The following is a 26,608-nucleotide window of genomic DNA, read 5'->3' as shown; positions in this document are numbered from 1 at the left end:
GGATGAGGGAACGCTCGAAACTTCGCGCAAAAGTTCTGCACGGCATGTCACCACAGAGAATTACAGTGGTGTTAGGAGCTTCAGTGACATAGGGGCAACCGCGCCCGTAGCAATCCAAAATCGACTGGGCAACAACCTTATGCGGCGCCACCGGTGACCCGACAGGCTCTGCTCGACACGACCCCATGGAGGGTGGTGAACAAGATGGAAGACAACGTATTCAACGATCTGCCCCTTCTGCTCGCGGTGCCGCGAGCTGCGCAGCTGCTGGGCATCAGCCGGGCCGCGGCCTACCGACTGGTGGCCTCAGGAGAACTACCGGTTCGCCGACTCGGCGGCCGTGTGTACGTCCTGACAGCGGGCCTTCGTGAGCTGGCCTCATGAAAGGCTCTGTGCATCAGCGGGGTTCCAAGTGGTACTACAAATTCCGCGTTCCTCAGCGCGATCCGTCGACTGGCAAATACCCCTGGATTAGTAAGGGCGGCTTCGACACTGAACGGGAGGCCTGGAAAGCCTGCCGTGAAGCTATGCGAGAGGCCGACCGTGGACGCGTCGTGAAACCGTCGACCCGCACGGTCGCGGAATTCCTCAGCGAGTGGCTGAATGCCGTTGAGCCGGCGCTCGATGCGACGACGTGGCGCAGCTGGCATGACTACGCGCGCGCCTACGTTGTCCCGCACATCGGGGCCGAACGGCTGCAACGCATCGATGAGCCTGCCCTGTTGAAGCTGTACGCCAAATTGCTCGCCGAAGGCCGCGTCAAACGCGACAACGACACCGCAATGTACAAGTACTGGTCGGCGCGCACCGCGAAGGGTGGTGAACCTACCGCTCGGGAGGTGTCAGAGGCCTGCAACACGACTATTCACGCCTCACGGAGCGCGGTACGGCGATATCGCTCAGGCATTGTCCCCAAACCGGTTTCAACCGGTCTGGCACCCAAGACGGTCCGCAATGTGCACGCCTTTCTCCACCGCGCACTCGTAGACGCCGTTGCATGGAAATACCTCACCGACAATCCGGCCAGCAACGTCAAGCCACCTCGGCGCCCACGTACCCGCCGCCAAGTGTGGAGGCCGGAGGAGATTCGAGCCTTCCTCGCCTCGGTGCGACACGACCGCTTCGCGGCACTGTTCCTGTTGGAACTCACCACTGGCATCCGCCGTGGGCAGATCTGCGGTTTGCATTGGGATGCTGTCGATCTCGATACCGGCGAGATCGCTTTACACAACAATCGTGTGGTGATCGGCGGGCATGCCCGCGACAAGGCCGGTGGTAAGACTCACAACGCCGACAAGACGATTTCCATCGATCGCGCGACCGTGGCGGCGCTCCGCAGCTGGCGCGAGGTCCAGGACAATGAGCGCAGTCTTCTCGGAGAGTCCTACAACGCGGGCGGCTACGTGTTTACGTACCAGGACGGCCGGCCGCTGCATCCAGACTCGATCCGACAGCGATTCGACCGTCTCGCAGTCGCGGCGGGCCTGTCGCGCATCACCTTTCACGATCTTCGACACTCATATGCAACCGGCGCGCTGCGGGCAGGGGTCAGTCCGAAAATCATCAGCGAGCGCATCGGTCACGCCAACGTCGGCTTCTTCCTTGAGACTTATGCTCACGTGCTTGACAACGATGATCGCGAAGCGGCCGAGCAGGCCGCTGGGTTCTTACTCGGTGACGTGTGGAAGTCCGACAACGCCGACTCCGAAGATCGACCAGCAGCTACCGAGCTGGAGTAAAAGCGACCCTCTCAGAACGGGGCGTCGTCGCCCCACGGATCAATGCTTGAAGTTTGTGAAGTCTCCGCAGTAAGTCCAGCCTGGGCCGGTGGCTCTGATCCAGCATGATCATGGGGTTCGACGTCATGCCGAACAGATGCCTGCTCCTCGGCCAGCTTTACGTGCCACTCGGCACGGGCTATGAGTTCGTCGAATGTTATAACCTCCGGCTCGTGAAGGTTGCGCCGGAATAGCTCAAAGCTGTGCACCTTGTCGTCTACTGGGCCGCCACCGTCACCTAACAGCTGGCTCAACGATCCGACGATGAGGAACGAGCGCGGTCGCACAACGAAGGTGCCGGTGCCGGTCCGCGAGCCATCCTCGGCCGAATCCTCGATGTAGTCTCCGAGGTCGCGCACTGCCATACGCACGGTCTGCTGAACCTGCACTACCGCCCCTGCAAGCTCGTTTGAAGGCCGCCACACACCGGATCGATATTCCTCGGCCAGCAACTCCGTTCGGTGGTGCTTGATCTCAGCGAAGGCAAGCGATCGGACTAACCCATTCGTACGCAACAGCGCATCAACTCGTTTGCCGACCGTCTTGATATCGCTGCCTACCACAACTTTTTCAAGCTTGTCCTTATCCCAAGAAGTGAGCAGCTGCCCCCCGAGGCCGATCCCGAGGACCCATGGGTTCGCCTCCAACAGACGCTGCCACGCACATTCCGGCCCACCTGCGGAGTCTTTCTCGACGTCGAACACGGCATCGTCCTCAAGCCATGTTCGCATCGTCGCTACGACCTCGCGTCGGTGCTGCAGCGCGATGACGTCACGGGCATCCGCGTCGCTCTGAATGAGTGCACGAAATCGCTCTGGATCCTGTGAATATGCGCGGCCCATCGCCCCTGGGTCCGAGAAAAAATCGCGCAAAACCTGGTCATCGACGTAGACGGTGCCTTCGCCGTCGACCGGAATCGAATCCAAAGCCTTGATGAGATCGATCAACCGCGTCGACTGGTCGCGATCGAGCTCGAGCACAGGCTCCAGCCTGGTCACGTCTCCCGAGGTGGGCACTTTCTGGATCCGAATCTTGCGCACTGAGCCAGCAGATCGCGCGACATTGAGTTCGATCTGCTTGCGTCCGCCGGGTGTCGAGTAGACCACGTCAGTTGTCCATTCCCAGTCATCGTCGTCTTCCGCCGGTGACTCGTCGAAAACCTTGTGGATATAGCGCGCCTGCTGGCCGGCGTCCTGACCGAATGTCATGACGAAACTCCGGCTGGCGTAGGTACGCGTCGTCAATCGGCCAGTCGCCCAGGTGACCTCATTCGGCTCGGGCAGCTCGGCGAACGTAAAAGACACTCGCCCCACCGTCCTCCTGTAGCCCGCGCTGAGGCCGACGACTCGCAAGACGCCTCAGAGCGTATCGGTCCGCCTAATGTTCCCAAAAGTGTTCCCAAAGCGGGACGAAACGGCCCCCGGAGTGATCTCCGGGGGCCGTTTCTACTAGTAGCGGGGACAGGATTCGAACCTGCGACCTCTGGGTTATGAGCCCAGCGAGCTACCGAGCTGCTCCACCCCGCGACGGGTGAATACAAGGTTACCGAACGCGTGCAGGGCCACCAAATCGCGCGCTGACCAGCACTACTTCGCGTTGTTGTACTTGTTGATCGCGTCGTCGAGGCGCTGCAGGGCCGCGCCGTAGGAGCCGAAGTCGCCTGACTTCTGGGCGTCGCGCGCGGCACCCATCGCCGATTCGACGTCCTTGAGGGCGGCGGCCTTGGCCGGCGAGAGGCTGACGGCACCGCTCGGCGGCGGAACCGCGGCGTTGGCCGGCGGTGGACTGGCGGGTGGCTCACCCGGGGGCGAGGCGGGCGGCGGACCACCGGATTCGGTGGGCGCGATGCCGGCCGCGCTCGCGTTGGCGCCCGGTCCGAACAATCCCGTCAGCGCGTCGCCGACGGTGGGGCCGTAGCCGATCTTGTCGTTGTACATCATCGCCACCCGAATCAACCGCGGATAGGACGAGGCCACGTCGCTGGACCCGGGCGACGCGTAGACCGGCTCGACGTAGAGCAGCCCGCCCTGCGCAACCGGCAGCGTCAGCAAGTTGCCCCACTTGATCCGGTTCTGGTTGTCTCGGCCGATCACGCCAAGGTCCTGGGACACAGCGGTATCCGTGGTGATCGCGTTGTTCGCCAGCTTGGGACCGTTGACCTGCCCGGGAATCGTCAGGACGGTGATCTTGCCGTAGGTCGACGGGTCGGAACTCGCGCTGATGTAGGCGGCCAGATAGTCGCGCTTGAACCGGTTCATCGCGCTGGTCAATTGGAACGACGCCGAATCATCGCCCTTGGCAATGTTTTTCGCGACGATGTAGTACGGCGGCTGGTAGCTGCTGGCGGTTGGGTTCGGGTCCAGCGGAACGTCCCAGAAGTCCGACGTCGAGAAGAACGTCACCGGGTCGTTGACGTGATACTTGGCCAGCAGCATCCGCTGCACTTTGAACAGATCCTCGGGGTAACGCAGATGCGCGGCCAGTTCGCCGGTGATCTCGCTCTTCGGCTTCACCGTTCCCGGAAAGACTTTCATCCACGCCTGGAGCACCGGGTCGTGCTCGTCCTGCTCGTAGAGCGTGACCGTGCCGTCGTAGGCGTCGACCGTGGCCTTCACCGAGTTGCGGATGTAAGACACCTGCTTGTCGGGCGCCAACCGGTTGAACGCCACCTCGGTGGAGTCGGCGGTGGCCGACGACAGCGACGTGAGTTCGGAGTACGGGTAGTTGTCCAACGTGGTGTAGCCGTCGATGATCCACACCATGCGCTTGTTGACGACCGCCGGATAGACGCTGCTGTCCGTCGTCAGCCACGGCGCCACCGCCTCGACCCGCTGAGCCGGGTCGCGGTTGAACAGGATCTTGCTGTTGGATCCAATCACGTTGGAGAACAGGAAGTTTCGCTCGGCAAATTTAGCGGCGAACACCCCGCGCGACAGCAAGCCGCCCAGCGGCACTCCCCCACTACCGGTGTAGGTGTAGTTCTTGGTCTCGGTATTGGTCTCGTAGTCGTACTCGCGGTCTACACCGTTCTTGCCGACGATCGCGTAGTCGGCGGGCGTCGAGGCGATCACCGGCCCGAAGTAGACCCGCGGTTGATCCAGCGGCGCGGGACCGGTGGACGTCACGCCGCCGTTGGCCCCGACGACGGTGGCCTTGAACTCCGGGTAGCCGCCATTCTGGTTGGGGTCGTTGGCAATACCGCGCACCGTGTTGGCCGGTGACGCGATGAAGCCGTTGCCGTGGGTGAACACGGTATGCCGGTTGATCCAGTCCCGTTGGTTGTCGATCAGGTGGTCGGGATTGAGTTCCCGTGCGGCGACCACGTAGTCGTGCAGGTTGCCGTCGCGTTCGCGATAGCGGTCGATCGACAACTGGTCCGGGAAATAGTAGAAGTTCTTGCCCTGCTGGAACTGGGTGAACGCCGGGCTGATGATGGTCGGGTCGAGCAGGCGGATGTTGGACGTGGTGGCGCGATCCGAGGCCACCTGCTCGGCCGTCGCCTTACCGTCACCGCTGTAGTCCCGATAGGTCACCACGTCGTCGGTCAGGCCGTAGGCCTGCCGGGTCGCGGTGATGCTGCGGCTGATGTAGTCGCGTTCCTTCTGCGCCGCATTGGGTTTGACGCTGAACTGCTCGATGATCAGCGGCCACGCGGCGCCGATGACCATCGAGGACAGCAGCAACAGCACCAGGCCGATGGAGGGAATACGCAAGTCCCGCAGCACAATCGCCGAGAACACCGCCACCGCGCAGATCAGCGCGATCGCCAGCAGAATCAGCTTGGCCGGCAGCACGGCGTTGATGTCGGTGTAACCGGCACCGGTGAAAGGCTTACCCGCCCGCGTGTGGGACAGCAGTTCGTAGCGGTCCAGCCAGTAGGCGAGCGCCTTGAGTAACACCAGCGTTCCGACCAGGCTGATCAGTTGGATGCGCGCCGAGCGGCTCAGCGCACCCGTCCGCCCGGACAGCCGGATGCCACCGAAGATGTAGTGCGCCAGCAGATTCGCCGCAAACGCCAGGAATACGGCCACGAAGAAGAAGCTGAGCACCAGCCGGTAGAACGGCAGCTCGAAGGCGTAGAAGCCGAGGTCCTTGCCGAATTGCGGGTCCCGGACGCCGAAGCTGCTGCCGTGCAGGAAGAGCTGGATCCGAATCCAAAAGGTCTGCGCGACAATGCCGGCCAGCAACCCGATGGTCACGGGGACACCGACGGCGATCACCCGCAGCCTCGACATCACTACCGTGCGGTAACGCGCCACCGGGTCGCTGCCATTGCTCGGGACAAAAACCGGCCGGGTGCGGTAGGCCAGGGCCAGCCCGCCGAAGACGATGCCACCGACGAGCAACCCGATCACCACGAACACGATCAGCCGGGTCACCAGGACGGTGCTGAACACCGAGCGGTAGCCCAGCTCGCCGAACCACAGCCAATCGACGTAGGCGTCGATCAGGCGAGGCCCGACCAGCAGCAACCCGATCACGGTCAACGCGATCGCGATGAGAGTCCTGCTGCGTCGGGTCAGCTTCGGCATTCTGGCGGCGGGCCGCATCCCCACTAGCTACGCTCCCTGCTCAGTCTCGACAGTGGCAATGTCCTCGACTTTACGCATCGCCAATTTGTGCGGCTCCACTCAACAACTCGGCGGATGACCGCCGGCGGCCACGGCATGCAGGGCGTCCACCGCGCCGCCGAGGTTGTCGACCTTGATCAACTGCAGGCCCGGCACCTTGGTCGCGTTCGCCTCGTAGCAATTGCCGGCCGGCACCAGGAACACCGTCGCGCCCGCATCGTGGGCCGCGCTCATCTTGTGCCCGATGCCGCCGATCTTGCCGACCTCGCCGTCGGGCTTGATCGTGCCGGTGCCCGCGACGAACTTGGAGGCGGCGAGATCGCCCGTGGTGAGTTTGTCGATCACGGCGAGGCTGAACATCAGCCCGGCCGACGGTCCGCCCACATTGGCGAGGTTGAAGTCGACGGCGAACGGCGCCCACGGCGCGTCGGTCACCGAGACCCCGACGAAGCCGTAGTCGCCTTTGGGGTGATGACCCAGAGTGATCTTGGCGCTGCCGTTCGGCGCGTTCTTGCGGCGGAAGTCGACCGTAACCTGCTGCCCGGGCTTGGTGGTCTTCAGGAAGCCGGTGAACTGCTCCACGTCGGCCACCGGCTTGCCGTCGACCGCCTGGACGGCGTCACCGGACTGCAGCTTGCCCACCGACGGCCCGGGATCGGACACCGTCACGATCGTGACGGCCTTCGGGTACTTCAAGTAGCCCAGCGCGGCGAATTCGGCGTTGTGCTCAGACTCTTTGAAGTCGGCGTCATTGGCCTTGTCGACCTCGTCGCGGGACTGCCCGGGCGGGTAGACCAGGTCGCGCGGCATCAGTTGCTCCTGGCCGGACAGCCACAGGGTGAGCGCCTCGGCCAGGCTGAGTTCGTCGCGCTGGGACACCGTCGTCATGTCCAGGTGGCCGGTCGTCGGATGGGTCTGTGTGCCCTTGATCTCGACGACCTGCTTGCCGTCGATCTCGCCGAGCGTGTCGAACGCCGGGCCGGGGCCCAGCGACACGTACGGCACCGTCACCGCCGCGAGCAGCACACCGAAGACCACGATCGGGACCAGCGCGACCATCAGCGTCAGAATCCGCCTGTTCACGTCGCTAACACTAGACGGCAGCCGCACCCGGCCCCGTTCACTGAGAGCGTGACGCCGGGCCGCGCGTCACGCAGTGTCGGTGAGTACCGTTGTGGGCATGGCTGACCTGCCTTTCGGCTTCTCCGCGGGAGACGACCCGGACCGCGACAAGCGCCGCGAGAACGATCCCGAGTCGGGTTCGGGGTCTGCCGACCCCTTCGGACTGGGCGGCCTCGGCGGCGATTTCAACGTGGCCGACCTGGGCCAGATGTTCACCCGGCTGGGACAGATGTTCAGCGGCGCCGGCATGAGCGGGCAGTCCTCCGGCCCGGTCAACTACGAGCTGGCCCGCCAGCTGGCATCGAGCTCGATCGGGTTCGTGGCACCGATCCCGGTTGCGACCCGCGAGGCGATCGGCGACGCCGTGCACCTCGCCGATACCTGGCTCAACGGCGTGACCTCGCTGCCGGCCGGCACCACCAAGGCCGTCGCCTGGACGCCCAACGAGTGGGTGGACAACACGCTGGAGACCTGGAAGCGGCTGTGCGATCCGATGGCCCAGCAGATCGCGACGGTGTGGGCCTCCGCGCTGCCCGAGGAAGCCAAGGCCATGGCCGGCCCGCTGCTGTCGATGATGTCGCAGATGGGTGGCATGGCGTTCGGCTCGCAGCTGGGTCAGGCGCTGGCCCGGTTGTCCAAGGAAGTCCTCACCTCGACCGACATCGGTTTGCCATTGGGGCCCAAAGGAATTGCGGCGTTGCTACCCGAAGCGGTCGAGGCGTTCGCCAACGGCCTCGAACAGCCCCGCAGCGAGATCGTCACCTTCCTGGCTGCCCGCGAGGCGGCCCACCACCGGCTGTTCACGCACGTGCCCTGGCTGTCGAGCCAGCTGCTCGGCGCGGTCGAGGCCTACGCCAAGGGCATGAAGATCGACATGCAGGGCATCGAGGAACTGGCCCGCGACTTCAACCCGGCGATGATGAACGACCCCGCCGCCGTCGAACAACTGTTGGGCCAAGGGGTTTTCGAGCCCAAGGCCACCCCGGAGCAGACCCAGGCGCTCGAGCGACTCGAGACGCTGCTGGCGCTCATCGAGGGCTGGGTGCAGACCGTCGTCAACGCCGCGCTTGGCGAGCGCATTCCGGGCGCGGCCGCGCTCGGTGAGACGCTGCGTCGCCGCCGCGCCACCGGCGGACCGGCCGAGCAGACCTTCGCCACGCTGGTGGGCCTGGAACTGCGGCCCCGGAAGCTGCGCGAGGCCGCGGCGCTGTGGGACCGGCTGACCCAGGCCGTCGGGGTCGACGCCCGCGACGCGGTCTGGCAGCACCCCGACCTGTTGCCCGGCTCCGACGACCTCGACGACCCGGCCGCATTCATCGACCGCGCGCTCGGCGGCGACACCAGCGGGATCGACGAGGCCATCGCCGAATTCGAGCGGCGCGCCCGCGACGAAGACGGCGGCGCCGGCTCTGTGGATAGCTGAGGCTGCTGCGCTGAGCGGCATGGCACAGTGCCACGATGGCGCAGGCTGGCGAGCTCTACGCGCTGGATCCGGCGCTGCCGGTGCTGCTCCGCCCCGACGGCGCCGTGCAAGTTGGGTGGAGTCCGCGGCGCGCCGTGTTGATCCGGCCGCCGCGTGAGGTGACCGCCCCCGGGCTAGCAGGCCTGTTGCGGGCGATGCACGCGCCGGTGTCGATGAATGAGCTGCGACAGACGCGCAGCGGGTTGAGCGACGGCGAATTGTCCGACCTGGTCGAACAATTGGTGACCGCCGGGGTGGCCACGCGCGGCTCCCGTCAGCGCTCGACGCGGGCGGTCTCGATCCGGGTGCACGGCCGCGGACCGTTGTCCGAGCTGCTCGCCGAGGGCCTGCGGTGTTCGGGCGCGCGGATCAAACAGACCAACCAGCCACACGCCGCCGTGACGTCCGGCGACGCCGACCTGGTCGTGCTGTCGGACAACCTGGTCACTGATCCACGAACGCTGCGCGAGCTGCACGCCCAGGGCATCGCGCACCTCGCGGTGCGGGTCCGGGACGGCACCGGGCTGGTCGGCCCGCTCGTCATCCCGGGCGCCACATCGTGCCTGGAGTGCGCCGACCTGCATCGTCGGGACCGCGACGCGGCGTGGCCCGCGGTCGCCGCCCAACTGCGCGACACCGTCGGAGTGGCCGATCGGGCCACCCTGCTAGCCACCGCGGCGCTGGCGCTCAGCCAGGTCAATCGCGTGATCGGCGCGGTCCGCGGCGTTGACTCCGATCCGCCGGCCGCACTGAGCGCCACCCTCGAATTCGACGTGCATGCCGGCTCGATCGTGGCGCGACGGTGGCCACGGCATCCACTGTGTTGCTGCTGACAGCAGTTGTTTCCAGATCGATAGGGCACGCTCATGTTCATCGTGGATGATGGATGGCGTGGCAGACATCAAACGCGGAGGCGCTGCGCGCAACGCGAAGCTGGCGGGCCTGGCGGGCGGCATCGCCGGTCGCACGGCTCTCGGGTTCGGCAAGCGGCTGGCCGGTAAATCGCAGGACGAAGTCAACGCCGAGCTGATGGAGAAGGCGGCCAAACAACTCTTCACCGTGCTGGGCGAGCTCAAGGGCGGCGCGATGAAGGTCGGCCAGGCCCTGTCGGTGATGGAAGCCGCGATTCCCGAGGAATTCGGCGAGCCCTACCGCGAAGCGCTGGTCAAGCTGCAGAAGGACGCGCCACCGCTACCCGCCGACAAGGTGCACAAGGTGCTCGACGCGCAGCTGGGCACCAAGTGGCGGCAACGCTTTTCCGAATTCGACGACACCGCGGTGGCGTCGGCGAGCATCGGCCAAGTGCACAAGGGCGTATGGGCCGACGGCCGCGAAGTCGCCGTCAAGATCCAGTACCCCGGCGCCGACGAGGCGCTGCGGGCGGACCTGAAGACGTTGCGGCGCATGATCGGCGTCGTCAAGCAGCTGGCGCCCGGTGTCGACGTCGAGGGTGTCGTCGACGAGCTGATCGAGCGCACCGAGATGGAGCTCGACTACCGGCTGGAAGCCGAACATCAGCGCACATTCGCCAAGGCCTACGACGGCCACCCCGACTTCCTGGTCCCCCGCGTGGTGGCCAGCGCCCCCAAGGTCGTCATCCAGGAATGGATCGAGGGCATTCCGATGGCCGACATCATCCGTGAGGGCACCGTCGAGCAACGCGATCTGCTTGGAACCCGTTTGGCCGCATTCATTTTCGACTCGCCGCGGCGCATCGAGATGATCCACGGGGACGCGCACCCCGGCAACTTCATGCTGATGCCCGACGGCAAGATGGGTGTGATCGACTTCGGTGCCGTCGCACCGCTGCCCGGTGGTTTCCCGGTCGAACTCGGCGCGACGATCCGGTGGGCCCGCGACAAGAACTACGACATGGTGCTGCCGACCATGGAGAAGGCCGGGTTCATCCAGAAGGGCGAGCAGGTCTCGGTCAGCGACATCGACGAGATGCTGCGCCAGTACGTCGAACCCGTCGAGGTCGAGGTCTTCCACTACACGCGTAAGTGGTTGCAGCGCATGACATATCGTCAGCTGAATCAGGGCGTGTCACAGATCAAGACTGCGCGGCAGATGAATCTGCCACCGAAGCTGGCCATCCCGATGCGGGTGCTGGCCACCTCGATGGCGATCCTGTGTCAGCTGGACGCCCACGTCCCGACGCGCAAGCTGTCCGACGAACTGGTGCCCGGCTTCGCCGACCCGGATGCCGCTGCCGTCTAACGACTTTCGCCCAGCTGGCTAGGCTGCGATCTTGCGGGGGCGTCCGCGTGGGCGTTTCCGACTGACGACCGAGCCGCGGTCGAGGATCTCGCCACCCCACACTCCCCATGGCTCGGCGCGGTCCAGCGCTTCGGCCAGGCAAGCCCGCCGGATCGGGCAGTCGATGCACAACTCCTTGGCGCGCTCCAGGTCGGACGGGCTGTCGGCGAACCACAAGTCGGGGTCGCTGACATGACAGGGCAACGCCGGCTGCTGATCCTCGGGATCGAGTTCCGTCGTCATGGTCGTGCACCTGCTTCCTGGTCTGATGGATTTCGGACCGGTGGCGGGTGCTCAAACAAAAATGGCCACGGATCCTGGTGACTTCGGGTCCGTGGCCTATCGGGTGGGGTCGCTACGCGGGTAGTTCCCCGATCCACGGACGCTGGGTCTTGGCGGCGGCAATGCGCTTGAGCGCAGCCGCCGAGATGGCGTCATGGGCAGCATGGCGGGAGCCGACGACGCCGGCCGCGTATACGTCGAATACGTTCACGGTGATCATGAGGGCTCCCCTCCCTTCGTCTAGGCACGCGATATCGAGCTTCGAGGCTAGATCGTATCAGCGCTGCGCGGCAACCGATTTTCTGACCAGGGCTTATGGTGTCGACCCACTGCGCCCGGCTTCGCCGCGCTAGCGATCGCCACGGGCTTATGCCCGGCTGCGGACCAGTTCCAGCACGTCCGGGCCGAACTGCTCCAGCTTGCGGGCACCGATACCGGGGATCGCGACCAGCGCGGCGTCGTCAGTGGGCAGCAGTTCGGCGATCGCGATCAACGTGTTGTCGGTGAACACGACGTAGGCCGGGACGTTCATCTCCTTGGCGGTGCGCAGCCGCCAGTCCTTCAGCTCGAGCAGCAGCTCGTCGTCGATGTCGGCGGCGCACGTCTCGCAGCGCCGCAACATGATCGCCGCTGGGCTGGTCAGCTGGTTGTTGCAGATCCGGCAGCGCGAGGCCGGGGCGTTCTTGCGCCGCGGCTTGCTCGGCGACGGATCGACCTGCGTCTGCGGCGACAAGCCGTTGAGGAAGCGCGACGACTTGCGCCCCTGCCGTCCGCCCGGATTGCGGGCCAGCGCCCAACTGATCGCCAAATGCACTCTCGCCCTAGTGATTCCGACGTACAGCAGCCGGCGCTCCTCCTCGACGGCCTCGCTCTCGCCGCCCTTGGCCAGCGCGTGGGAGATAGGCAGCGTCCCATCGGTCAGGCCGACCAGGAACACCGCGTCCCATTCCAGCCCCTTGGCCGCGTGCAGCGACGCCAGCGTGACGCCCTGCACGACGGGTGGGTGCCGTGCGTCGGCGCGGGTCCTGAGCTCGGCTACGAGCTCCGCCATGTCCAGCGACGGCCGCTGCGCGACTTCCTCGTCGACCAGTTCAGCCAGCGCCACCAACGCTTCCCAGCGCTCTCGGGCCCGGGTTCCGGTCGGCGGCTCGGCGGTCAGGCCCAGCGGCTCGAGCAGCCCGCGGACCACCTCCGGCAGCGGCCCACCAAGCTCTGCGTTAGCCGCGCGCTGCAGCGCCAAGAGGGCCTGCCGGATCTCTTGACGGCTGAAGAAGCCTTCGCCGCCGCGGACCTGATAGGCGACGCCCGCCTCGGTCAGCGCCTCCTCGTAGACCTCGGACTGCGCGTTGATCCGGTAAAGCACCGCGATTTCCGACGGCGGCGTGCCGGCGTCGATCAGCTTGGCGATCGACTTGGCCACCGCGGCGGCCTCGGCGACCTCGTCGGGGTAGTCGCGAAAGGTCGGCTCCGGCCCGGGATCCCGCTGACCGACCAGGTGCAGCTTGCTGCCGGCCACCCGCCCGCGGGCGGCGGCGATCACGCGGTTGGCGAGTGACACCACCTGCGGCGTGGACCGGTAGTCGCGCTCGAGGCGAACCACGGTCGCGTCCGGAAAGCGGCGCGAGAAATCCAGCAGGTAGCGCGGCGAGGCGCCGGTGAACGAGTAGATGGTTTGGTTGGCGTCACCGACGACGGTGAGGTCGTCGCGGTCGCCGAGCCACGCCGACAGCACCCGCTGCTGCAGCGGTGTGACGTCCTGGTATTCGTCAACGACGAAGCAGCGGTAGCGATTTCGGAATTCCTCGGCTACCGCGGCGTCGTTCTCGATCGCGGCGGCGGTGTGCAGCAGCAGGTCGTCGAAGTCGAGCAGGGTGACCCCGTCGTTGCGGGCCTTCAGCGACTCGTAGGCGGTGTAGACCGCGGCGACCCTGGCGGCGTCCAGCGGAACATCGCGGGAGGCGGCGGCCACCGCGTCGGGGTACTGCTCCGGAGAGATCAGCGACGCCTTGGCCCATTCGATCTCGCTGGCCACGTCGCGGACGTCGTCGGTGGTCAGCTTCATCCCCGCGCTGGTGGCCCCGCGGGCGACGACCGCGAACTTGGTGTCGAGTAGCTGCCAACCGGTGTCGCCGACCACCCGCGGCCAGAAGTAGCGCAACTGCCGGTGGGCGGCGGCGTGAAACGTCATCGCCCGCACTCCGCCGACGCCGGTCTGCGCGGCGGCGCCCAGTGTCCGCAGTCGCGTTCGCATCTCGCCCGCGGCACGTTGGGTGAACGTCACCGCCAGCACCTGGCCCGCGGCGACATGCCCGGTCGCGACGAGCTGGGCGATGCGATGCGTGATCGTGCGGGTTTTGCCTGTTCCCGCGCCTGCGAGCACGCAGACCGGGCCGCGCGGAGCGAGCACGGCCTCGCGCTGTTCGTCATCGAGTTCGGCAGTCAATGAGTCTGTCTGAACACCGATCGCCGCCATGGCGTCCATCTTGGCAGTGATGGCTGACATAGGCGGTGTAGGCATACCGCCGCGGCCCTCTATGTTTGTAGGACTATGACTAACGCTTCCGTCACCATGTACAGCACGCAGTGGTGTGGTTACTGCACCCGGCTCAAGAAGGTGTTGAAGTCCGAGGGCATCGCTTACGACGAGGTCGACATCGAGCAGGATCCCGCGGCCGCGGAGTTCGTCGGCTCGGTGAACAACGGCAATCACGTGGTGCCGACGGTGAAGTTCGCCGACGGTTCGACGCTGACCAACCCCGCCGCCAAAGAGGTCAAGGCGAAGTTGGCACAGCTAGCCGGCTAACTCGCTTCTGCCCAGGACTCCACGATCACCCGAGCGATCGACACCGACCCCGGCAGCAGCAGGCGCGAATCCGAGTCGCTGCTCCAGTCGCCCAGCGCAAGCGCGGCGCGAATCTCGTCACGGGTGAACCACTCGGCCTCCGCGATCTCGCCGTCGTTGAACGCGAACGGCTCGGCGGGGTCGGCGACCGCATGAAAGCCGATCATCAGCGAGCGCGGGAACGGCCACGGCTGGCTCCCCAGGTAACGAATATCGCTGACGGTGAGCCCGATCTCTTCGCGAATCTCGCGCGCAACGCACGTCTCGAACGACTCCCCCGCCTCGACGAAACCGGCCAGCAGCGAGAACATCCGGTCCGGCCACACGGTCTGACGGGCCAGCACCGCGCGGTCACCGCCGTCGTGCACCAGGCAGATGATCGCGGGGTCGATGCGCGGGAATTCCTCGTGACCGGTGACGGGGTTGACCCGCGCCCAGCCCGCCCGGACCGGCTTGGTCGGCGAGCCGTCGATCGAGCTGAATCGGGCGCTGGCATGCCAATTCAGCAGTGCCGCAGCGGCGGAGACCAACTGTGCGCCGACGTCGTCGAAGAGCTGGCCCGCCCGCCGCAGATCGGCGACCTCGGCTTTGACGTCGTGGTCCTCGGGAGATTCCAGCGGACCGCGGACCGCCCACACGTGCCGGCCGTCATCGACGCGACCGAGAAAGACCGCATCCGCCGGGGGCTTGTCGGCAAGCTTGATTGCCTTGCCCAGCAACACTTTTCCATCGGCGACCAATACCTGGTTGCGTGAATCCAGCCGTAGTAGTGCGGCGTCCGCCCAGCCGGCCGTCGCGGCCTCGATGTCAGTGCGCACCTGATCGGCCCGATCGGCGCCGATGCGGGACAACAGCGGCACGGCCTTCAGTTCGAAATCCAAGCGAGGGACCTACTTCCCTGTGTTGCGGACGTAGAGCAGCCGGTCGCCGGCTTCGATGGCGTCGGCCTCGGGCGCGTCGACCCGCATGAGCCGGCCGGCGCGGACCACGCCGAGCACGATGTCGGGCAGATGCCGTGGCGAGCCGCCGAGTTCGGTCGGCTCGACCTCGCGTTCGGCGATGGCGAATCCGTGCGACGGCGTCAGCAGGTCGTCGATCATCTCGACGACGCTGGGAGTGGTGGTGGCCACGCCCAGCAGTCGGCCGGCGGTTTCGGACGAGACAACGACCGAGTCCGCGCCGGATTGCTTGAGCAGGTGCTGATTTTCGGCCTCGCGGATGGACGCGACGATCTTGGCGTTGGGCGCGACCTCGCGGGCGGTGAGGGTGACCAGCGTGGCGGTGTCGTCGCGGCCGGTGGCGACGATGATCGCCGACGCGTGCTGGGCCGAGGCGAGTCGCAGGACGTCGGATCGGGTGGCGTCGCCGTGCACGGTGACCAGGTCGGCCGAGGCCGCGTGGTCGAGCGCGGATTGGTCGATGTCGACGATGACAAAGTCCTTGCCGGCCGCTTCGTCACCGCACATCGCGGCAACCGCGGTCTTGCCTTTGGTGCCGTAGCCGATGACGACGGTGTGGTTGCGCACTGAACTCCTCCAACGCTGAATCTTCCAGGCCTGCCGCGACCGCTCGGTGAGGACCTGGAGGGTCGTACCGACCAACACCACCAGGAACAGGATCCGCAGCGGCGTCAGCACCACCACGCTGATCAACCGGGCGAATTCGGTGTACGGGGTCAGGTCGCCGTAGCCGACGGTGGTCAGCGACACCGTCGCGAAGTAGAGGCAGTCCAGGAAGGTCAGTTGCCCGCCGCGGACGTCGGTGTAGCCGTTGCGGCCGAGATAGACGGTGACCACCGCGGCCGCCAGGGCCAGCAGCGCGATGACGATGCGGCGCCAGATCGCCCGGATGGGACTGAGCTGGACTTCGGGGACCCGCACGACGCCGACGAGCGCGTAGCCGGGCTTGGCGGTCAGCGTCTCGTCGAGATCACGTTCGCGAGGGCTAACTTTGACCACAGCTCATCGGCTCGACCGGGCGCACGACACAATGTAACCATGACCGCGATCACTCACAGCCCGCAACGGGACGCCAGTCAGACCCTCGCCTATCGCGTCGCAGCGATGTTGTTCGGCATCGGCACCCTGCACTTTGTCGCGCCTAAGCCGTTCGACGACATCATCCCGGCCGAACTGCCCGGTAGCCCGCGGTTCTATACCTACGCGTCCGGGGTCGCCGAGTTGGCGATCGGCGCGCTGTTGGTGCCGTTGCAGACCCGGCGGTTGGCGGCGCTGGCCGCGGTCGCGCTGTTCGTCGGGGTGTTCCCGGGCAACCTCAACATGGTCCGGCTGTGGTGGGACAAGCCGTGGCCGATGCGGATCATCGCGCTGGCCCGGCTGCCGCTGCAGATTCCGATGATCACCACCGCGCTGAAGATCGCGCGTAACTCCTAGCGGCGACGATGCGGCCCGCACAGCGGGCCGCGGAGAAGCCGCTACATCAGCCTGAGCGGCGACGATGCGGCCCGCACAGCGGGCCGCGGAGAAGCCGCTACATCAGCCTGAGCGGCGACGATGCGGCCCGCACAGCGGGCTGCGGAGAAGCCGCTACATCAGCCTGAGCGGCTTGAGCGACTTGAGCCGAGCATTCCGGCCAGCTCGTCGTGGCTGGGCAATACGTCCGGGGTAACGGTCTTGCCGCCGCGCACGTAGTGAAAAGCCGTGCGCACCAAGGGCTCCGGGCAGCCGCTCAGCGCTGCCCAGGCAATTCGGTAAACGCCGAGCTGAATCGCGGCGTGCCGGGCGGCTTCGGCGCCGTGCGGCGGTTCGCCGGTCTTCCAGTCGACGACAGTCGCGCCGCCGTCGGGTTCGGCGAAGACCGCGTCGATGCGCCCGCGCACCACCGTGTCGCCGATGGCCATCTCGAAAGGCACCTCGACGGCGATCGGCGTGCGCGCGGCCCACGACGAGGCGAGGAATGCATCTTGCAGCGCCGCGAGTTCGTCGGCGTCGCGCTGGGCGATGTCGGTGTCGGCGGCACCGGGCAGGTCGGCGAGGTCGAACAACCGCTCGGCGCCGTAGAAGCGCTCCACCCAGTCGTGAAAGGCGTTCCCCAGCAGGGCATGTGGCTCCGGACGGGCCGGTAGTCGACGGGCGAGCCGCTGGGCGGCGTGTTCGGGGTCGCGGGCCAATTCGACCAGGCTGCTGACCGACAGGCCGCTGGGCAGGGTCTGCTCTGGCGGTTGCCCGGCGCGGTCGCGTTCCTGCAACAGCGCGTCGACGTCGGCCGCCCAGCCCTCGGGGTCCTCGATGGTGTCGACGGGTGTGGCCATGGCGGCGGTCACCAGGTCGGCGCCGCGCTGCACGTCGGCCCGGCGATCGCCGAGCGGGTCGACGGGCCAGTTCGCCTCGTGGACGCTGTCGCGCAACGGGTTTCGCTCGCCGTCGGGCGGGGCCGGCGCCCACTGCTCGACCACGTGACCCGGGTCGACCGACTCGTCGATGATGTCCTTGATCTCGCTCAGGAAATCCGACGGCCCCCGCGCTTTGATGCCGGTGGCGGCCCAGTGGTGACCGGACAACAGCAGCGTGTCCTCGCAGCGGGTGATGGCGACGTAGAGCAGGCGGCGCTCCTCGTCGATGCGGCGCTGCTCGAGTTGCGCCCGGTGCGCGGAGATCTTGTCCGACAACTGCTTTCGGTCCGTCACGTCGGAGGTGTCCAGGACTGGGACGCCGTGGACCCCCTTGGTCGAGCGGTCGCCGCGTAGCAGCGGCGGCAGGTCGGCGGCATCGGTGAGCCAGGTGCGGGCCTGTGCGGTGGACGGGAACAGCCCGCCGGACAGGTGCGGCACGGCGACCACCTGCCACTCCAAACCCTTTGCGGCGTGGACGGTCAACACCTGCACCCGGTTCTGCGCGACGACGACCTGCGCGGGCGCCAGGCCGTTCTCGACGACCGTGGCCGCGTCGAGGTAGGCCAGCAAGCCGACGACCGACGCGAGCGCATCGGTCGCCGCGGCCGTGCGGTCGGCGTAGCCGCTGACCACGTCGGCGAAGGCGTCGAGTTGCTCGGTGCCGGTCCAGCCGTTGCCGGGCGACGCCGCCCGCACCTCGCAGTCGACGCCGAGCAGGCGGCGCACCTCGGCGACCAGATCGGGCAGCGGGTGACCGAGATGGCTGCGCAGCAGGCTCAGTTCGTCGGCCAGCGCCGTGATGCGGCGATACCCCTCGGCCGAATAGCCTTGGGCGGGGCCGGGATCGGCAAGTGCATCGGCCAGACCGGCGGTGTCCGCCTCCGGTCCGGCCGCCTCTGCGATCGCGACGGCTGTTTGATCGCGACCCGCTGCAATCGTCCCGCCGATCGCGACGGCTCGGTGCCACAGCGCCGCGATGTCGCGCGCGCCCAGTCGCCAGCGCGGGCCGGTGAGCACCCGCATCGCGGCCGCGCCAGCCGTCGGGTCGGCGGCCAGGCGCAGCATCGCGACCACGTCGGCAACCTCGGGCACCGCGAGCAGCCCGGCCAGGCCGACGACTTCGACGGGCACCCCGCGAGCGCGCAGGGCGGCTGCGATCGGCGTTGCATCGGCGTTGCGGCGCACCAGGATTGCGGCGGTCGGCGGCGCGACGCCGTCGACCGCGGCCTGCCGGTAGCGCTGCTGTAGGTGGTCGGCGACCCAGTCGCGTTCGGCGAGGACATCGGGCAGCAGCGCGGCGCGGACCGAGCCGGGCTCGGCGTCGGGCCGCGAGCGCAACGGGCTCACCGCCACCGACCGCTGTCGCGCGTCCGCGGAGACGGCGTTGGCCACGTGCAGGGTGGTCGGTGGATTGCGCCAGCTGGTGCTCAACTCCAGCACCGGCGCCGGGCTGCCGTCGGCCATCGGGAAGTCCGTGGTGAACCGCGGCAAGTTGGTCGCCGAGGCACCACGCCAGCCGTAGATCGACTGGATCGGGTCCCCCACGGCGGTCAGCGCCAACTCGTCGTCGATGCCGCCGCCGAACAGCGAGGACAGCAGCATCCGCTGGGCATAGCCGGTGTCCTGGTACTCGTCGAGCAGCACCACCCGGTAGCGGCCGCGCAGTTGCTCGCCGACCTGCGGCACGCCCATCGCCAGCCGTGCGGCGCAGGACATCTGGCTGCCGAAGTCCATCACCTTGTCTGCCCGCATGCGCTGGTGCAGGGCGTCGATCAGCGGCACTACTTCGGCACGTTCGGCCTGGGTGGCCAACATGCGCAGCAACCACTGGCTCGGGCCGCGGTCGCGCTGGTAGCGGCCCGCGGGCAGGGTGAGCACCAGACGTTCGAGTTCGACGTGGGTATCGCGAAGCTGGTCGGTGTCGACCAGATGCTCGGCGAGTTCGCTCGACAGCCGCAGGACCATCGCTGTGACCGACGCCGGGTTCTTCTCGGTCCGCAGCGCATCCGGGTAGGAGTTGACGACGTCGAAAGCCAGCTGCCAGAGCTCGGTCTCGCTGAGCAGGCGGGTGTCCGGCTCGATTGGCTGCGCGTAGGCCGGGGTCGACAGCAGGCCGTATTCGCTCAGCAGTTGACCGGCGAAGGCGTGGTACGTGCTGACCTCCGGGGTGCCCTCGGGCTCACCGGGCTCGCCGCCGAAGACGAGGCCGGCGCCGGCCAGCCGGGCCAGTCGCGACCGCACACGGCGCAGCAGTTGACCGGCGGCCTTGCGGGTGAACGTCAGTCCGAGTACCTGTCCCGGGTCGGCGTAGCCGTTGGCGACCAGCCATACCACCCGAGCCGCCATCGTCTCGGTCTTACCGGCGCCGGCACCGGCGATCACCACCAGCGGACCCGGCGCGGCGGCGATGACCGCGGCCTGCTCTTCAGTCGGCTCGAAAAGACCCAGCGCAGTGGCCAATTCGGCTGGGGTGTAACGCGCGGGAGCCATGACCGTCATACTGCCCCCTGCCCATCGAGTCCGGTCTGCGCGGGGCAGCTCGCCCGCAGCGGGCAGTGTGAGCACCCGTCGTTGACTCGGGCGAGGAACTGCGGCCCGGCTGTCGCGTCGGCCGCACGGCGGATCGTGTCGCGCCACTGTTCGCGGGCCTCCGGAGTCAGCGGGTCCTGCTCACGCTCGGTCGCACCGCCCGATCCCGGCTTTCCGAGGTACACCAACCGGCCGCCACCCGGTTCGTCGCCGTGGTCCACCAAGCCCTCGGCCACCGCGAGCTGATAGGCCGCCAGCTGAGCGTGGCGTTGCGCGTCGTCTTTGGTGACGGGCGTCTTGCCGGTCTTGACGTCGACGATCACCAACCGGCCCGCGGCGTCGCGTTCGATGCGGTCGACCCGGCCGCGCAGCCGGACATGCCCGCCGTCGAGCCCGCCGTCGACCTCGACCTCGACGCCCACCTCGGTCAACTCGCTGCGGGTCTGCGTCCGCCACTCCAGAAACGTCTCGATCATGGTCCGGTGCCGGGCGAGTTCATTGTCTGCGTACCAACGTGATTCGAACGGCAGGTGTCGCCACGCCCGCTCGAGCGCGGCCAGCAGTTCCGGCTCTCCGCCGCCCGGCTCGGCGATCAACGCGTGCACGATCGAACCGACCGTCGAGCCGAGGTCGCGCGGGTCGGTGCCGCCGTGGCGTTCGGCCATCCAGCGCAACGGGCAGTCGGTCAGCGTCTGCAGACTCGACGGCGTCAGCGTGACGACGTGCTCCGGCTGCTCGTCGCGACTCCACATCGGCGCGGTGGTGCTGACCGCGGCCATGCCGTACCAACCGGCAGGATCGGCACCCGGCACGCCAGCGTCGGCCAGCCGGGCCAATTGCGTTGCGGCGCAATCACGCATCTCGTCGGTGACGCTGCCCTGCGGCGCGCACACCACGCCCCGCAACCGGCCGACCACCGCGTTGGTCGATAACACCCGCGGCCCGACGACCGGTTGCAACGCGGCGTCGGCGTCCCCGGTGGACCACTGCGCGATCTCGGCGAAGAACGGCGACGGCATGCTGTCCTCGTCGCCGCCACCGGCCTCCCCGTCGACGGCCGTCACCAGCAGTCGCGTCCGGGCGCGGCCCAAAGCGGCGACCAGCAGTCGCCGCTCCTCGGCGAGCAGGGGCGCCCGCATCGAGGCGTTCTCGGTCACGCCGTCGAGCACATCGAGCAGGCGTTGAGTGCCGAGCACCCCGCCCCGTGGAATCGTGTTGGGCCACAGCCCTTCCTGGAGACCGGCGACCACGACGAGGTCCCACTCGTGGCCGATCGCGGCGTGCGCGCTGAGCACCGCGACCTGCTCGGCCGCGGCGGTCTCGGTGCCGACCGCGCGCAGCTGCTCGGTGATCAAGTGATCGAGCAGGCCACGCAGCGACGCTCCGGCAGTGCGGGCGAGGTACTTGTCGGTGGCATCGAACAACGCCGTCACCGTGTCGAGGTCGCGACCGGCCTGCACGCCCGCGGTGCCGCCACGCTCGCTCGCGGTCAGCCAGCGTCGCTGCAATCCGGAGCGCTGCCAGGCCGCCCACAGCGTGTAGCGCGGGTCCTCACCGCGACGGTGCGATTCGGCCGCGGCCTCCAGCACCGCGCGTACCCGCTGCACCGGCCTGGCCTGGGCGGCGGAGAGTCGCGCCGACGATGCGCCGGCGAGCGCAGCGACCAACAGGTCACCGAATTCTTGTGCCGCTCCGGCGGTCTCGCCGCGGCGCAGCGTGCGCCGCAGCTGGCGCAACGACACCGGGTCCACCCGGCCGATCGGTCCGGTGAGCAGCGCCACCGCCTGCTCGCCGGACAGCCCGTCGGCCGTCGCGGTCAGCACGGCCAGCAACGCCTGCGCGGCAGGCTGCGCGATCAGCGGGCCGGTGAGTGCCGCGGGAGCCACGGGCACACCGGCCCGCTCCAGCGCGTGCGACAACCCCGCCGCCGCGCGCGGCACCGACCGGACCACCACCGCCATCTGCGACCACGGCACCCCGTCGACGAGGTGGGCGCGCCGCAGGTAGTCGGCGATCAACGCCGATTCCGCGGCGGTCGAGACGGCTGACTGCACCAGCACCGAGCCGGGATCGTCACCCACGCCGTCGATGTGGCCGCCGCCGGACAACCTCGCCGCGACCCCGGACACCGCGCGGGCGACGGCCGGGGCGCAGCGATGGGAGGTCGCCAGGGTGACCGACGGCGTGCCGTCGCCCAGCAGGGCCGCCGGCTCCGCGCCCCGGAAGCCGAAGACCGCCTGGTCCGGGTCACCGGCGAGCAGCGTTACGTCGGCACCGGCGGCCAGCACGCGAACCAACAGCGCGGCCTGCGGGTCGAGCTGCTGAGCGTCGTCCACCAGCAGCACACCGATCCGGGCCCGCTCGGCGGCCAGCAACTCGGCGTCGACAGCGAAGGCCTCCAGCGCGGCGCCGACCAGTTCGGCGGCGCCGACGGCCGGCGTCGTCGCCTGCGGGGCGGCCGTGCCCACCGCTGCGCGCAGCAGCATCACCTGCTCGTAGCTGCGCGCGAATCGGCCCGCCGCGGTCCATTCAGGGCGGCCCGAGAGCCGGCCCACCCGCTCCAGCTGCTGGGGGTCGACGCCGCGTTCGGCGCAGCGGGTGAGTAGCTCGCGCAACTCGGCGGCGAAGCCGTCGGTGCCCAGCGCCGCCCGCAGCTCGGCCGGCCATCCGTCGGGGCCGTCGGCGATCTCACCGGCGAGCAGTTCGGCGATGATCGCGTCCTGCTCGGCGCTGGTGACCAGCCGGGGCGGTGGGCCACCGGCGCGCTGGGCCGCCAGCCGCAGCACCGCGAAGGCGTAACTGTGCACGCTGCGCACCAGCGGCTCCCGCACGACCGCGGGGCCGGCGACAGCGGCCTGGGCGCTCAGCAGGCGAGCGGTCAATGCGCTGCGGGCCTGCGCGGAGATGCGGCCCGAACCCGTCAGCAGCAGAACCGATTCCGGGTCGGCCCCCGCACCGATCCGGGTGGCGGCCGCATCGATCAACAGCGAGCTCTTCCCGGTGCCCGGACCGCCGAGCACGCGCAGCGTCCCACGCAGGTCGGGATCGAGCGCGGCGCGGGCCTCCGGGCCCCAGTGGAACGACATAGCCGAATGACACCACGGGGGTCCGACAAGTGGCCCCGATCAGCGGCTGGCACGATCGACGCGTGACCCGACTGCACGTGCACCGCTTCGGCCCGCCCGGCCCGGTGCGACTGCTGGCTCTGCACGGGCTCACCGGGCACGGCCAACGCTGGGGGCATCTGGCAGACCGCTACCTGCCCGAGATCGCCGTTGCCGCACCGGATCTGATCGGGCACGGCCACTCGTCATGGGACGCTCCGTGGACGATCGACGCCAACGTGGCGGCGCTGACCGAACTGCTCGACAACGAGGCCGACGGACCCGTCGCGATCGTGGCGCACTCCTTCGGCAGCGCTGTCGCGATGAGTCTCGCGGCCTCCCGCCCGGACGGGGTCTCGGGCCTGCTGCTGCTCGACCCTGCCGTCGGCCTCGACGGCGCATGGATGCTCGAGATCGCCGACGCGATGCTGGGCTCCCCCGACTACACCGATGTCACCGAGGCGCGTGCGGCGAAGACGAACGGATCCTGGAAGGGTGTTGATGCGGCCGTGGTCGATGCCGAACTCGACGAACATCTCGTCATGCTGCCGGACGGCCGGTGTACCTGGCGGCTCAGCCTGCCCGCGATGATGGCCTACTGGAGTGAATTGGCGCGCGATATCGTGTTGCCGCCCCATGGAACTCACATCACGCTCGTTCAGGCTGCGCAGACGTCGCCACCCTACGTCACCGAGAAACTCGTCGGCGCTCTGCGCGAACGCCTGGGCGCCGATTTCCGGCACCTGACGTTCGACTGCGACCACATGGTGGCCGAGACCAAGCCAGCCGAGGTCGCCGCGCTGATCCGCGAACGGCTGGCCTGACCATGGCGCCGATCACCGAGGACCAGGTCGAGCGGGTGCGCGCGCTGGTCGCGTCGATCCCCGCCGGCCGGGTTTCGACCTACGGCGACATCGCCGCTGTCGCAGGGCTTTCCAGTCCGCGCATCGTCGGCTGGATCATGCGCACCGATTCGCTCGACCTGCCCTGGCACCGGGTGATCACCGCATCGGGGCGTCCCGCCAAGCATCTGACCACCAAGCAGCTGGAACTCCTGCGCGCCGAAGGGGTGCTGTCCAACGACGGCAAGGTCCCCCTTGACGAACTGCGTTTTCAGTTCCCCGACTAGAAGATTCGCCGCGCCGAGTGTGCAGCCTCTGGTCGCGAAACCGGCGTCCCCACGTTTACAACGTGCACAGTCGACGACGGTGGAGCCGGACTAGAGGATCAGCCGCACCAGCGCTGCGGTGCGGGCCAATCCCGGGAACGCCGCCGCCGTCGACCGCGGGTGCAACGCATGCACTGCGAGCCGGAACATCAACGCACGCAACAACATCTGCGGCCATTCCGGTAGCGCGTTCCAGCGATCGATCAGGCCTTCGTCGGCCTCGCCCCAGGACAAGGCATCGACCACGACGACCCCGGCCGCCCAGGACGCGGGCCGCCAGTACGGGGTGATGTCGGTGATCCCCGGCGCCGCCGCGCCGGCGAAGAGCACGGTGCCGTACAGGTCGCCATCGACCAGCTGGTTGGGGCTCTTGGTCGGACGGCGAAGTCCCGCAAGCTGATTGATCAACTCGACCGATCGCTGTCCGTCGGCGGTGGGCGCCGCGGTGCGGGCCGCGGCGGGCACCGACTGCAGCGGTCGTTCCTCCCACGCGGCCCGGTCGGCGGCGATGAACACGTCGACGTCGGCCCACGGCGCCGTCGGCCCCTGAGTCAGGAATCGCGGTCGCTCCAGCTTGCCGGTGGCCTCGTGCAGTCGCACCGCGGCCGACACCACCTCGTCGTGACGGGGCTCGGGTTGGCCGGCGACGAAAGTGTCTGCTCGCCAACCCGACACCACGTAGCGTCCGTCGGTAGAGCGGACCGGCCGGGCCAGCCGCACCCCGTCGACGAACAGCGTCTCGCGCACCCGCGCCGACCAGGAGGCTCGGGCGTTCTCGGCGACCATCGACAGCACGACTTCGCCGCACCGCCAACCGCCCTCCCAGGCGGCGCCAAGGGGAATCGGCCCGACACCGCTCAGACCGAAAGCCGACAGCACGTGCTCCGGCGGCGGGTCGACACTCACGTCGAACAGCCTAAACGGGCTCAGCGAACTCCCGGGACTAGACACGAACTCGCGGTACTGCGTGGCGGATCAGTACATGATCATGTCGGGCTGCATCTGCTGCGCCCAGGCCACGATGCCGCCCCGGAGGTGGACCACGTCGGGAAATCCGGCCGCGCGGAACGCCGTCAGCGCCTCGGCCGAACGCACCCCGGTCTTGCAATAGAGCACCGGCCGGCGATCGTGCGCCAGCGCGCTCAGGCCCTGGCCGGCGCCAATCACCGAACTCGGGATCAGCTGCGCCCCCTCGATGTGGTTGATTGCCCACTCGGCGGGCTCCCGCACATCGATCAGCGCGATCTCGTCGCCGGAATCGAGAAGATCGCGCAGCTCACGAGGGGTGATCGCGGAATCGTCGGCGACCGCGGGCGCGACGCCGCAGAACTCGTCGTAGTCGATCAACTCGGTGATGGCCGGCGTATCCGGATCCTTACGGATCGCGACGGTGCGGTAGCTCATCGCGAGCGCGTCGTACATCAGCAGCCGGCCCAGCAGCGGCTCGCCGATGCCGGTGATCAACTTGACCGCCTCGGTGCCCATCACCGACGCGATCGAGGCGCACAGCACGCCGAGCACGCCGCCCTCGGCGCATGACGGGACCAGACCCGGCGGTGGCGCCTCGGGGTACAGGTCGCGGTAGTTCAGGCCCCGGCCGGCCGGCGCGTCCTCCCAGAACACCGACGCCTGGCCCTCGAAGCGGTAGATCGAGCCCCAGACATACGGCTTGTGCGCCAGCACCGCAGCGTCGTTGACCAGGTACCGGGTGGCGAAGTTGTCGGTGCCGTCGAGGATCAGGTCGTACTGCCCGAACAGGTCGACGGCGTTGTGCCGGTCCAGCCGGACCTCGTGCAGGCGCACCGTGACCAGCGGGTTGATCGCGGCGATCGAGTCGCGCGCCGACTGGGCCTTGGACCGGCCGACGTCGGCAACGCCGTGGATGACTTGGCGTTGCAGGTTCGACGCCTCGACAACGTCGTCGTCGACGATGCCGATGGTCCCCACGCCCGCCGCCGCCAGGTAGAGCAGCGCCGGGGCCCCCAGGCCACCGGCGCCGATCACCAGCACCCGCGCGTTCTTCAGCCGCTTCTGGCCGTCGACGCCGAGATCGGGGATGACGAGGTGGCGGCTGTAGCGGGCCACCTCGTCGGGAGTCAGGTCGCCAGCAGGCTCGACGAGCGGGGAAAGCACCTCATC

General features: G+C 68.2%; 21 protein-coding genes and 1 tRNA gene. 9 read left to right on the top strand and 13 right to left on the bottom strand.

What is annotated here, in order from left to right; genetic code table 11:
• The first annotated feature begins 153 nt into the window (after window positions 1–153).
• Together PT015_RS24250 and PT015_RS24245 are read left to right on the top strand one after the other, a co-directional pair.
• The gene (locus tag PT015_RS24250; RefSeq protein WP_285187832.1) at window positions 154–384 is read left to right on the top strand and encodes a helix-turn-helix domain-containing protein; all 231 of its coding nucleotides are present in this window, start codon (window positions 154–156) and stop codon (window positions 382–384) included.
• Window positions 381–1,739, top strand: coding sequence for a site-specific integrase (locus tag PT015_RS24245; protein ID WP_285187831.1), 1,359 nt, complete (start codon window positions 381–383; stop codon window positions 1,737–1,739). The genes PT015_RS24250 and PT015_RS24245 overlap by 4 nt, the downstream gene beginning before the upstream one ends.
• A gap of 11 nt (window positions 1,740–1,750) precedes the next feature.
• Here PT015_RS24245 and PT015_RS24240 read toward each other — a convergent pair whose 3' ends face one another.
• From PT015_RS24240 to PT015_RS24225, 4 genes are all read right to left on the bottom strand, one after another.
• Window positions 1,751–3,082, bottom strand: a complete 1,332-nt coding sequence (locus PT015_RS24240; protein WP_285187830.1) for a Shedu immune nuclease family protein — start codon at window positions 3,080–3,082, stop codon at window positions 1,751–1,753.
• Window positions 3,083–3,230: 148 nt separating this feature from the next.
• Window positions 3,231–3,304 (bottom strand) — tRNA-Met (locus tag PT015_RS24235).
• Between the two features lie 60 nt (window positions 3,305–3,364).
• Complete coding sequence (locus PT015_RS24230; RefSeq protein ID WP_285187829.1) at window positions 3,365–6,334, bottom strand: UPF0182 family protein; 2,970 nt, start codon at window positions 6,332–6,334, stop codon at window positions 3,365–3,367.
• Window positions 6,335–6,409: 75 nt separating this feature from the next.
• Window positions 6,410–7,432: a YlbL family protein gene (locus PT015_RS24225; RefSeq protein ID WP_285187827.1), complete on the bottom strand. Its 1,023-nt coding sequence runs from the start codon at window positions 7,430–7,432 to the stop codon at window positions 6,410–6,412.
• Between the two features lie 79 nt (window positions 7,433–7,511).
• Here PT015_RS24225 and PT015_RS24220 point away from each other — a divergent pair, with 79 nt between their 5' ends.
• Genes PT015_RS24220 through PT015_RS24210 form a run of 3 tightly spaced genes read left to right on the top strand, consistent with a single transcriptional unit; the run spans window position 7,512 to window position 11,153 of the window.
• A complete protein-coding gene (locus tag PT015_RS24220; RefSeq protein WP_285187825.1) occupies window positions 7,512–8,894 on the top strand; it encodes a zinc-dependent metalloprotease in 1,383 nt (460 codons plus the stop codon).
• A 35-nt stretch (window positions 8,895–8,929) separates the two neighbouring features.
• Window positions 8,930–9,766, top strand: coding sequence for a cyclodehydratase (locus PT015_RS24215; RefSeq protein WP_285187823.1), 837 nt, complete (start codon window positions 8,930–8,932; stop codon window positions 9,764–9,766).
• Between the two features lie 46 nt (window positions 9,767–9,812).
• Window positions 9,813–11,153 (top strand): macrolide-binding ATPase MABP-1, encoded by a 1,341-nt coding sequence (locus PT015_RS24210; RefSeq protein WP_285187821.1) that lies wholly within the window; start codon window positions 9,813–9,815, stop codon window positions 11,151–11,153.
• An 18-nt stretch (window positions 11,154–11,171) separates the two neighbouring features.
• Here the strand turns inward: PT015_RS24210 and PT015_RS24205 are convergent, their stop codons facing one another.
• The 3 genes from PT015_RS24205 to PT015_RS24195 all read right to left on the bottom strand — a co-directional run bounded on the left by PT015_RS24205 (window position 11,172) and on the right by PT015_RS24195 (window position 13,947).
• Window positions 11,172–11,435 (bottom strand): WhiB family transcriptional regulator, encoded by a 264-nt coding sequence (locus PT015_RS24205; RefSeq protein ID WP_285187819.1) that lies wholly within the window; start codon window positions 11,433–11,435, stop codon window positions 11,172–11,174.
• A 112-nt stretch (window positions 11,436–11,547) separates the two neighbouring features.
• Window positions 11,548–11,694, bottom strand: a complete 147-nt coding sequence (locus tag PT015_RS24200) for a hypothetical protein (RefSeq protein WP_285187817.1) — start codon at window positions 11,692–11,694, stop codon at window positions 11,548–11,550.
• Between the two features lie 147 nt (window positions 11,695–11,841).
• On the bottom strand, window positions 11,842–13,947 hold the full coding sequence (locus tag PT015_RS24195; protein ID WP_390888057.1) for an ATP-dependent DNA helicase UvrD2: 2,106 nt from the start codon (window positions 13,945–13,947) through the stop codon (window positions 11,842–11,844).
• Window positions 13,948–14,022: 75 nt separating this feature from the next.
• Here PT015_RS24195 and mrx1 point away from each other — a divergent pair, with 75 nt between their 5' ends.
• Window positions 14,023–14,277 (top strand): mycoredoxin Mrx1, encoded by a 255-nt coding sequence (mrx1, locus tag PT015_RS24190; RefSeq protein ID WP_285187816.1) that lies wholly within the window; start codon window positions 14,023–14,025, stop codon window positions 14,275–14,277.
• Here the strand turns inward: mrx1 and nudC are convergent.
• Window positions 14,274–15,197 (bottom strand): NAD(+) diphosphatase, encoded by a 924-nt coding sequence (nudC, locus tag PT015_RS24185; RefSeq protein ID WP_285187815.1) that lies wholly within the window; start codon window positions 15,195–15,197, stop codon window positions 14,274–14,276. The two genes, mrx1 and nudC, sit on opposite strands and share 4 nt — an antisense overlap.
• Window positions 15,198–15,206: 9 nt before the next feature.
• Window positions 15,207–16,274 (bottom strand): potassium channel family protein, encoded by a 1,068-nt coding sequence (locus PT015_RS24180; RefSeq protein WP_285187813.1) that lies wholly within the window; start codon window positions 16,272–16,274, stop codon window positions 15,207–15,209.
• Window positions 16,275–16,313: 39 nt separating this feature from the next.
• Here PT015_RS24180 and PT015_RS24175 point away from each other — a divergent pair, with 39 nt between their 5' ends.
• Complete coding sequence (locus PT015_RS24175) at window positions 16,314–16,709, top strand: DoxX family protein (RefSeq protein WP_285187811.1); 396 nt, start codon at window positions 16,314–16,316, stop codon at window positions 16,707–16,709.
• A 158-nt stretch (window positions 16,710–16,867) separates the two neighbouring features.
• Here PT015_RS24175 and PT015_RS24170 read toward each other — a convergent pair whose 3' ends face one another.
• Both PT015_RS24170 and PT015_RS24165 read right to left on the bottom strand, forming a co-directional pair.
• Window positions 16,868–20,167 carry an ATP-dependent helicase gene (locus PT015_RS24170; protein ID WP_390887901.1) on the bottom strand — a complete coding sequence of 1,100 codons (3,300 nt, stop codon included), beginning with the start codon at window positions 20,165–20,167 and terminating at the stop codon, window positions 16,868–16,870.
• On the bottom strand, window positions 20,164–23,283 hold the full coding sequence (locus tag PT015_RS24165; RefSeq protein WP_285187807.1) for an ATP-dependent helicase: 3,120 nt from the start codon (window positions 23,281–23,283) through the stop codon (window positions 20,164–20,166). The genes PT015_RS24170 and PT015_RS24165 overlap by 4 nt, the downstream gene beginning before the upstream one ends.
• 62 nt (window positions 23,284–23,345) lie before the next feature.
• Between PT015_RS24165 and PT015_RS24160 the strand changes: the two genes are divergently transcribed.
• Entirely contained in the window at window positions 23,346–24,125 is a 780-nt protein-coding gene (locus tag PT015_RS24160) for an alpha/beta fold hydrolase (protein WP_285187806.1), read from the top strand.
• Between the two features lie 2 nt (window positions 24,126–24,127).
• Window positions 24,128–24,430 carry an MGMT family protein gene (locus PT015_RS24155; RefSeq protein ID WP_285187805.1) on the top strand — a complete coding sequence of 101 codons (303 nt, stop codon included), beginning with the start codon at window positions 24,128–24,130 and terminating at the stop codon, window positions 24,428–24,430.
• A 90-nt stretch (window positions 24,431–24,520) separates the two neighbouring features.
• Here PT015_RS24155 and PT015_RS24150 read toward each other — a convergent pair whose 3' ends face one another.
• Together PT015_RS24150 and moeZ are read right to left on the bottom strand one after the other, a co-directional pair.
• On the bottom strand, window positions 24,521–25,375 hold the full coding sequence (locus PT015_RS24150) for a TIGR02569 family protein (RefSeq protein ID WP_285187803.1): 855 nt from the start codon (window positions 25,373–25,375) through the stop codon (window positions 24,521–24,523).
• A 69-nt stretch (window positions 25,376–25,444) separates the two neighbouring features.
• Window positions 25,445–26,602, bottom strand: coding sequence for an adenylyltransferase/sulfurtransferase MoeZ (gene moeZ / locus PT015_RS24145; protein ID WP_285187802.1), 1,158 nt, complete (start codon window positions 26,600–26,602; stop codon window positions 25,445–25,447).
• Between the last annotated feature and the right edge of the window lie 6 nt (window positions 26,603–26,608).

This window comes from Candidatus Mycobacterium wuenschmannii, assembly GCF_030252325.1.
In the GTDB taxonomy this organism is placed as follows: domain Bacteria; phylum Actinomycetota; class Actinomycetes; order Mycobacteriales; family Mycobacteriaceae; genus Mycobacterium; species Mycobacterium wuenschmannii.
Note: the sequence above shows the minus strand (reverse complement) of the source record. Positions and strands in the feature narration are given on the sequence as shown.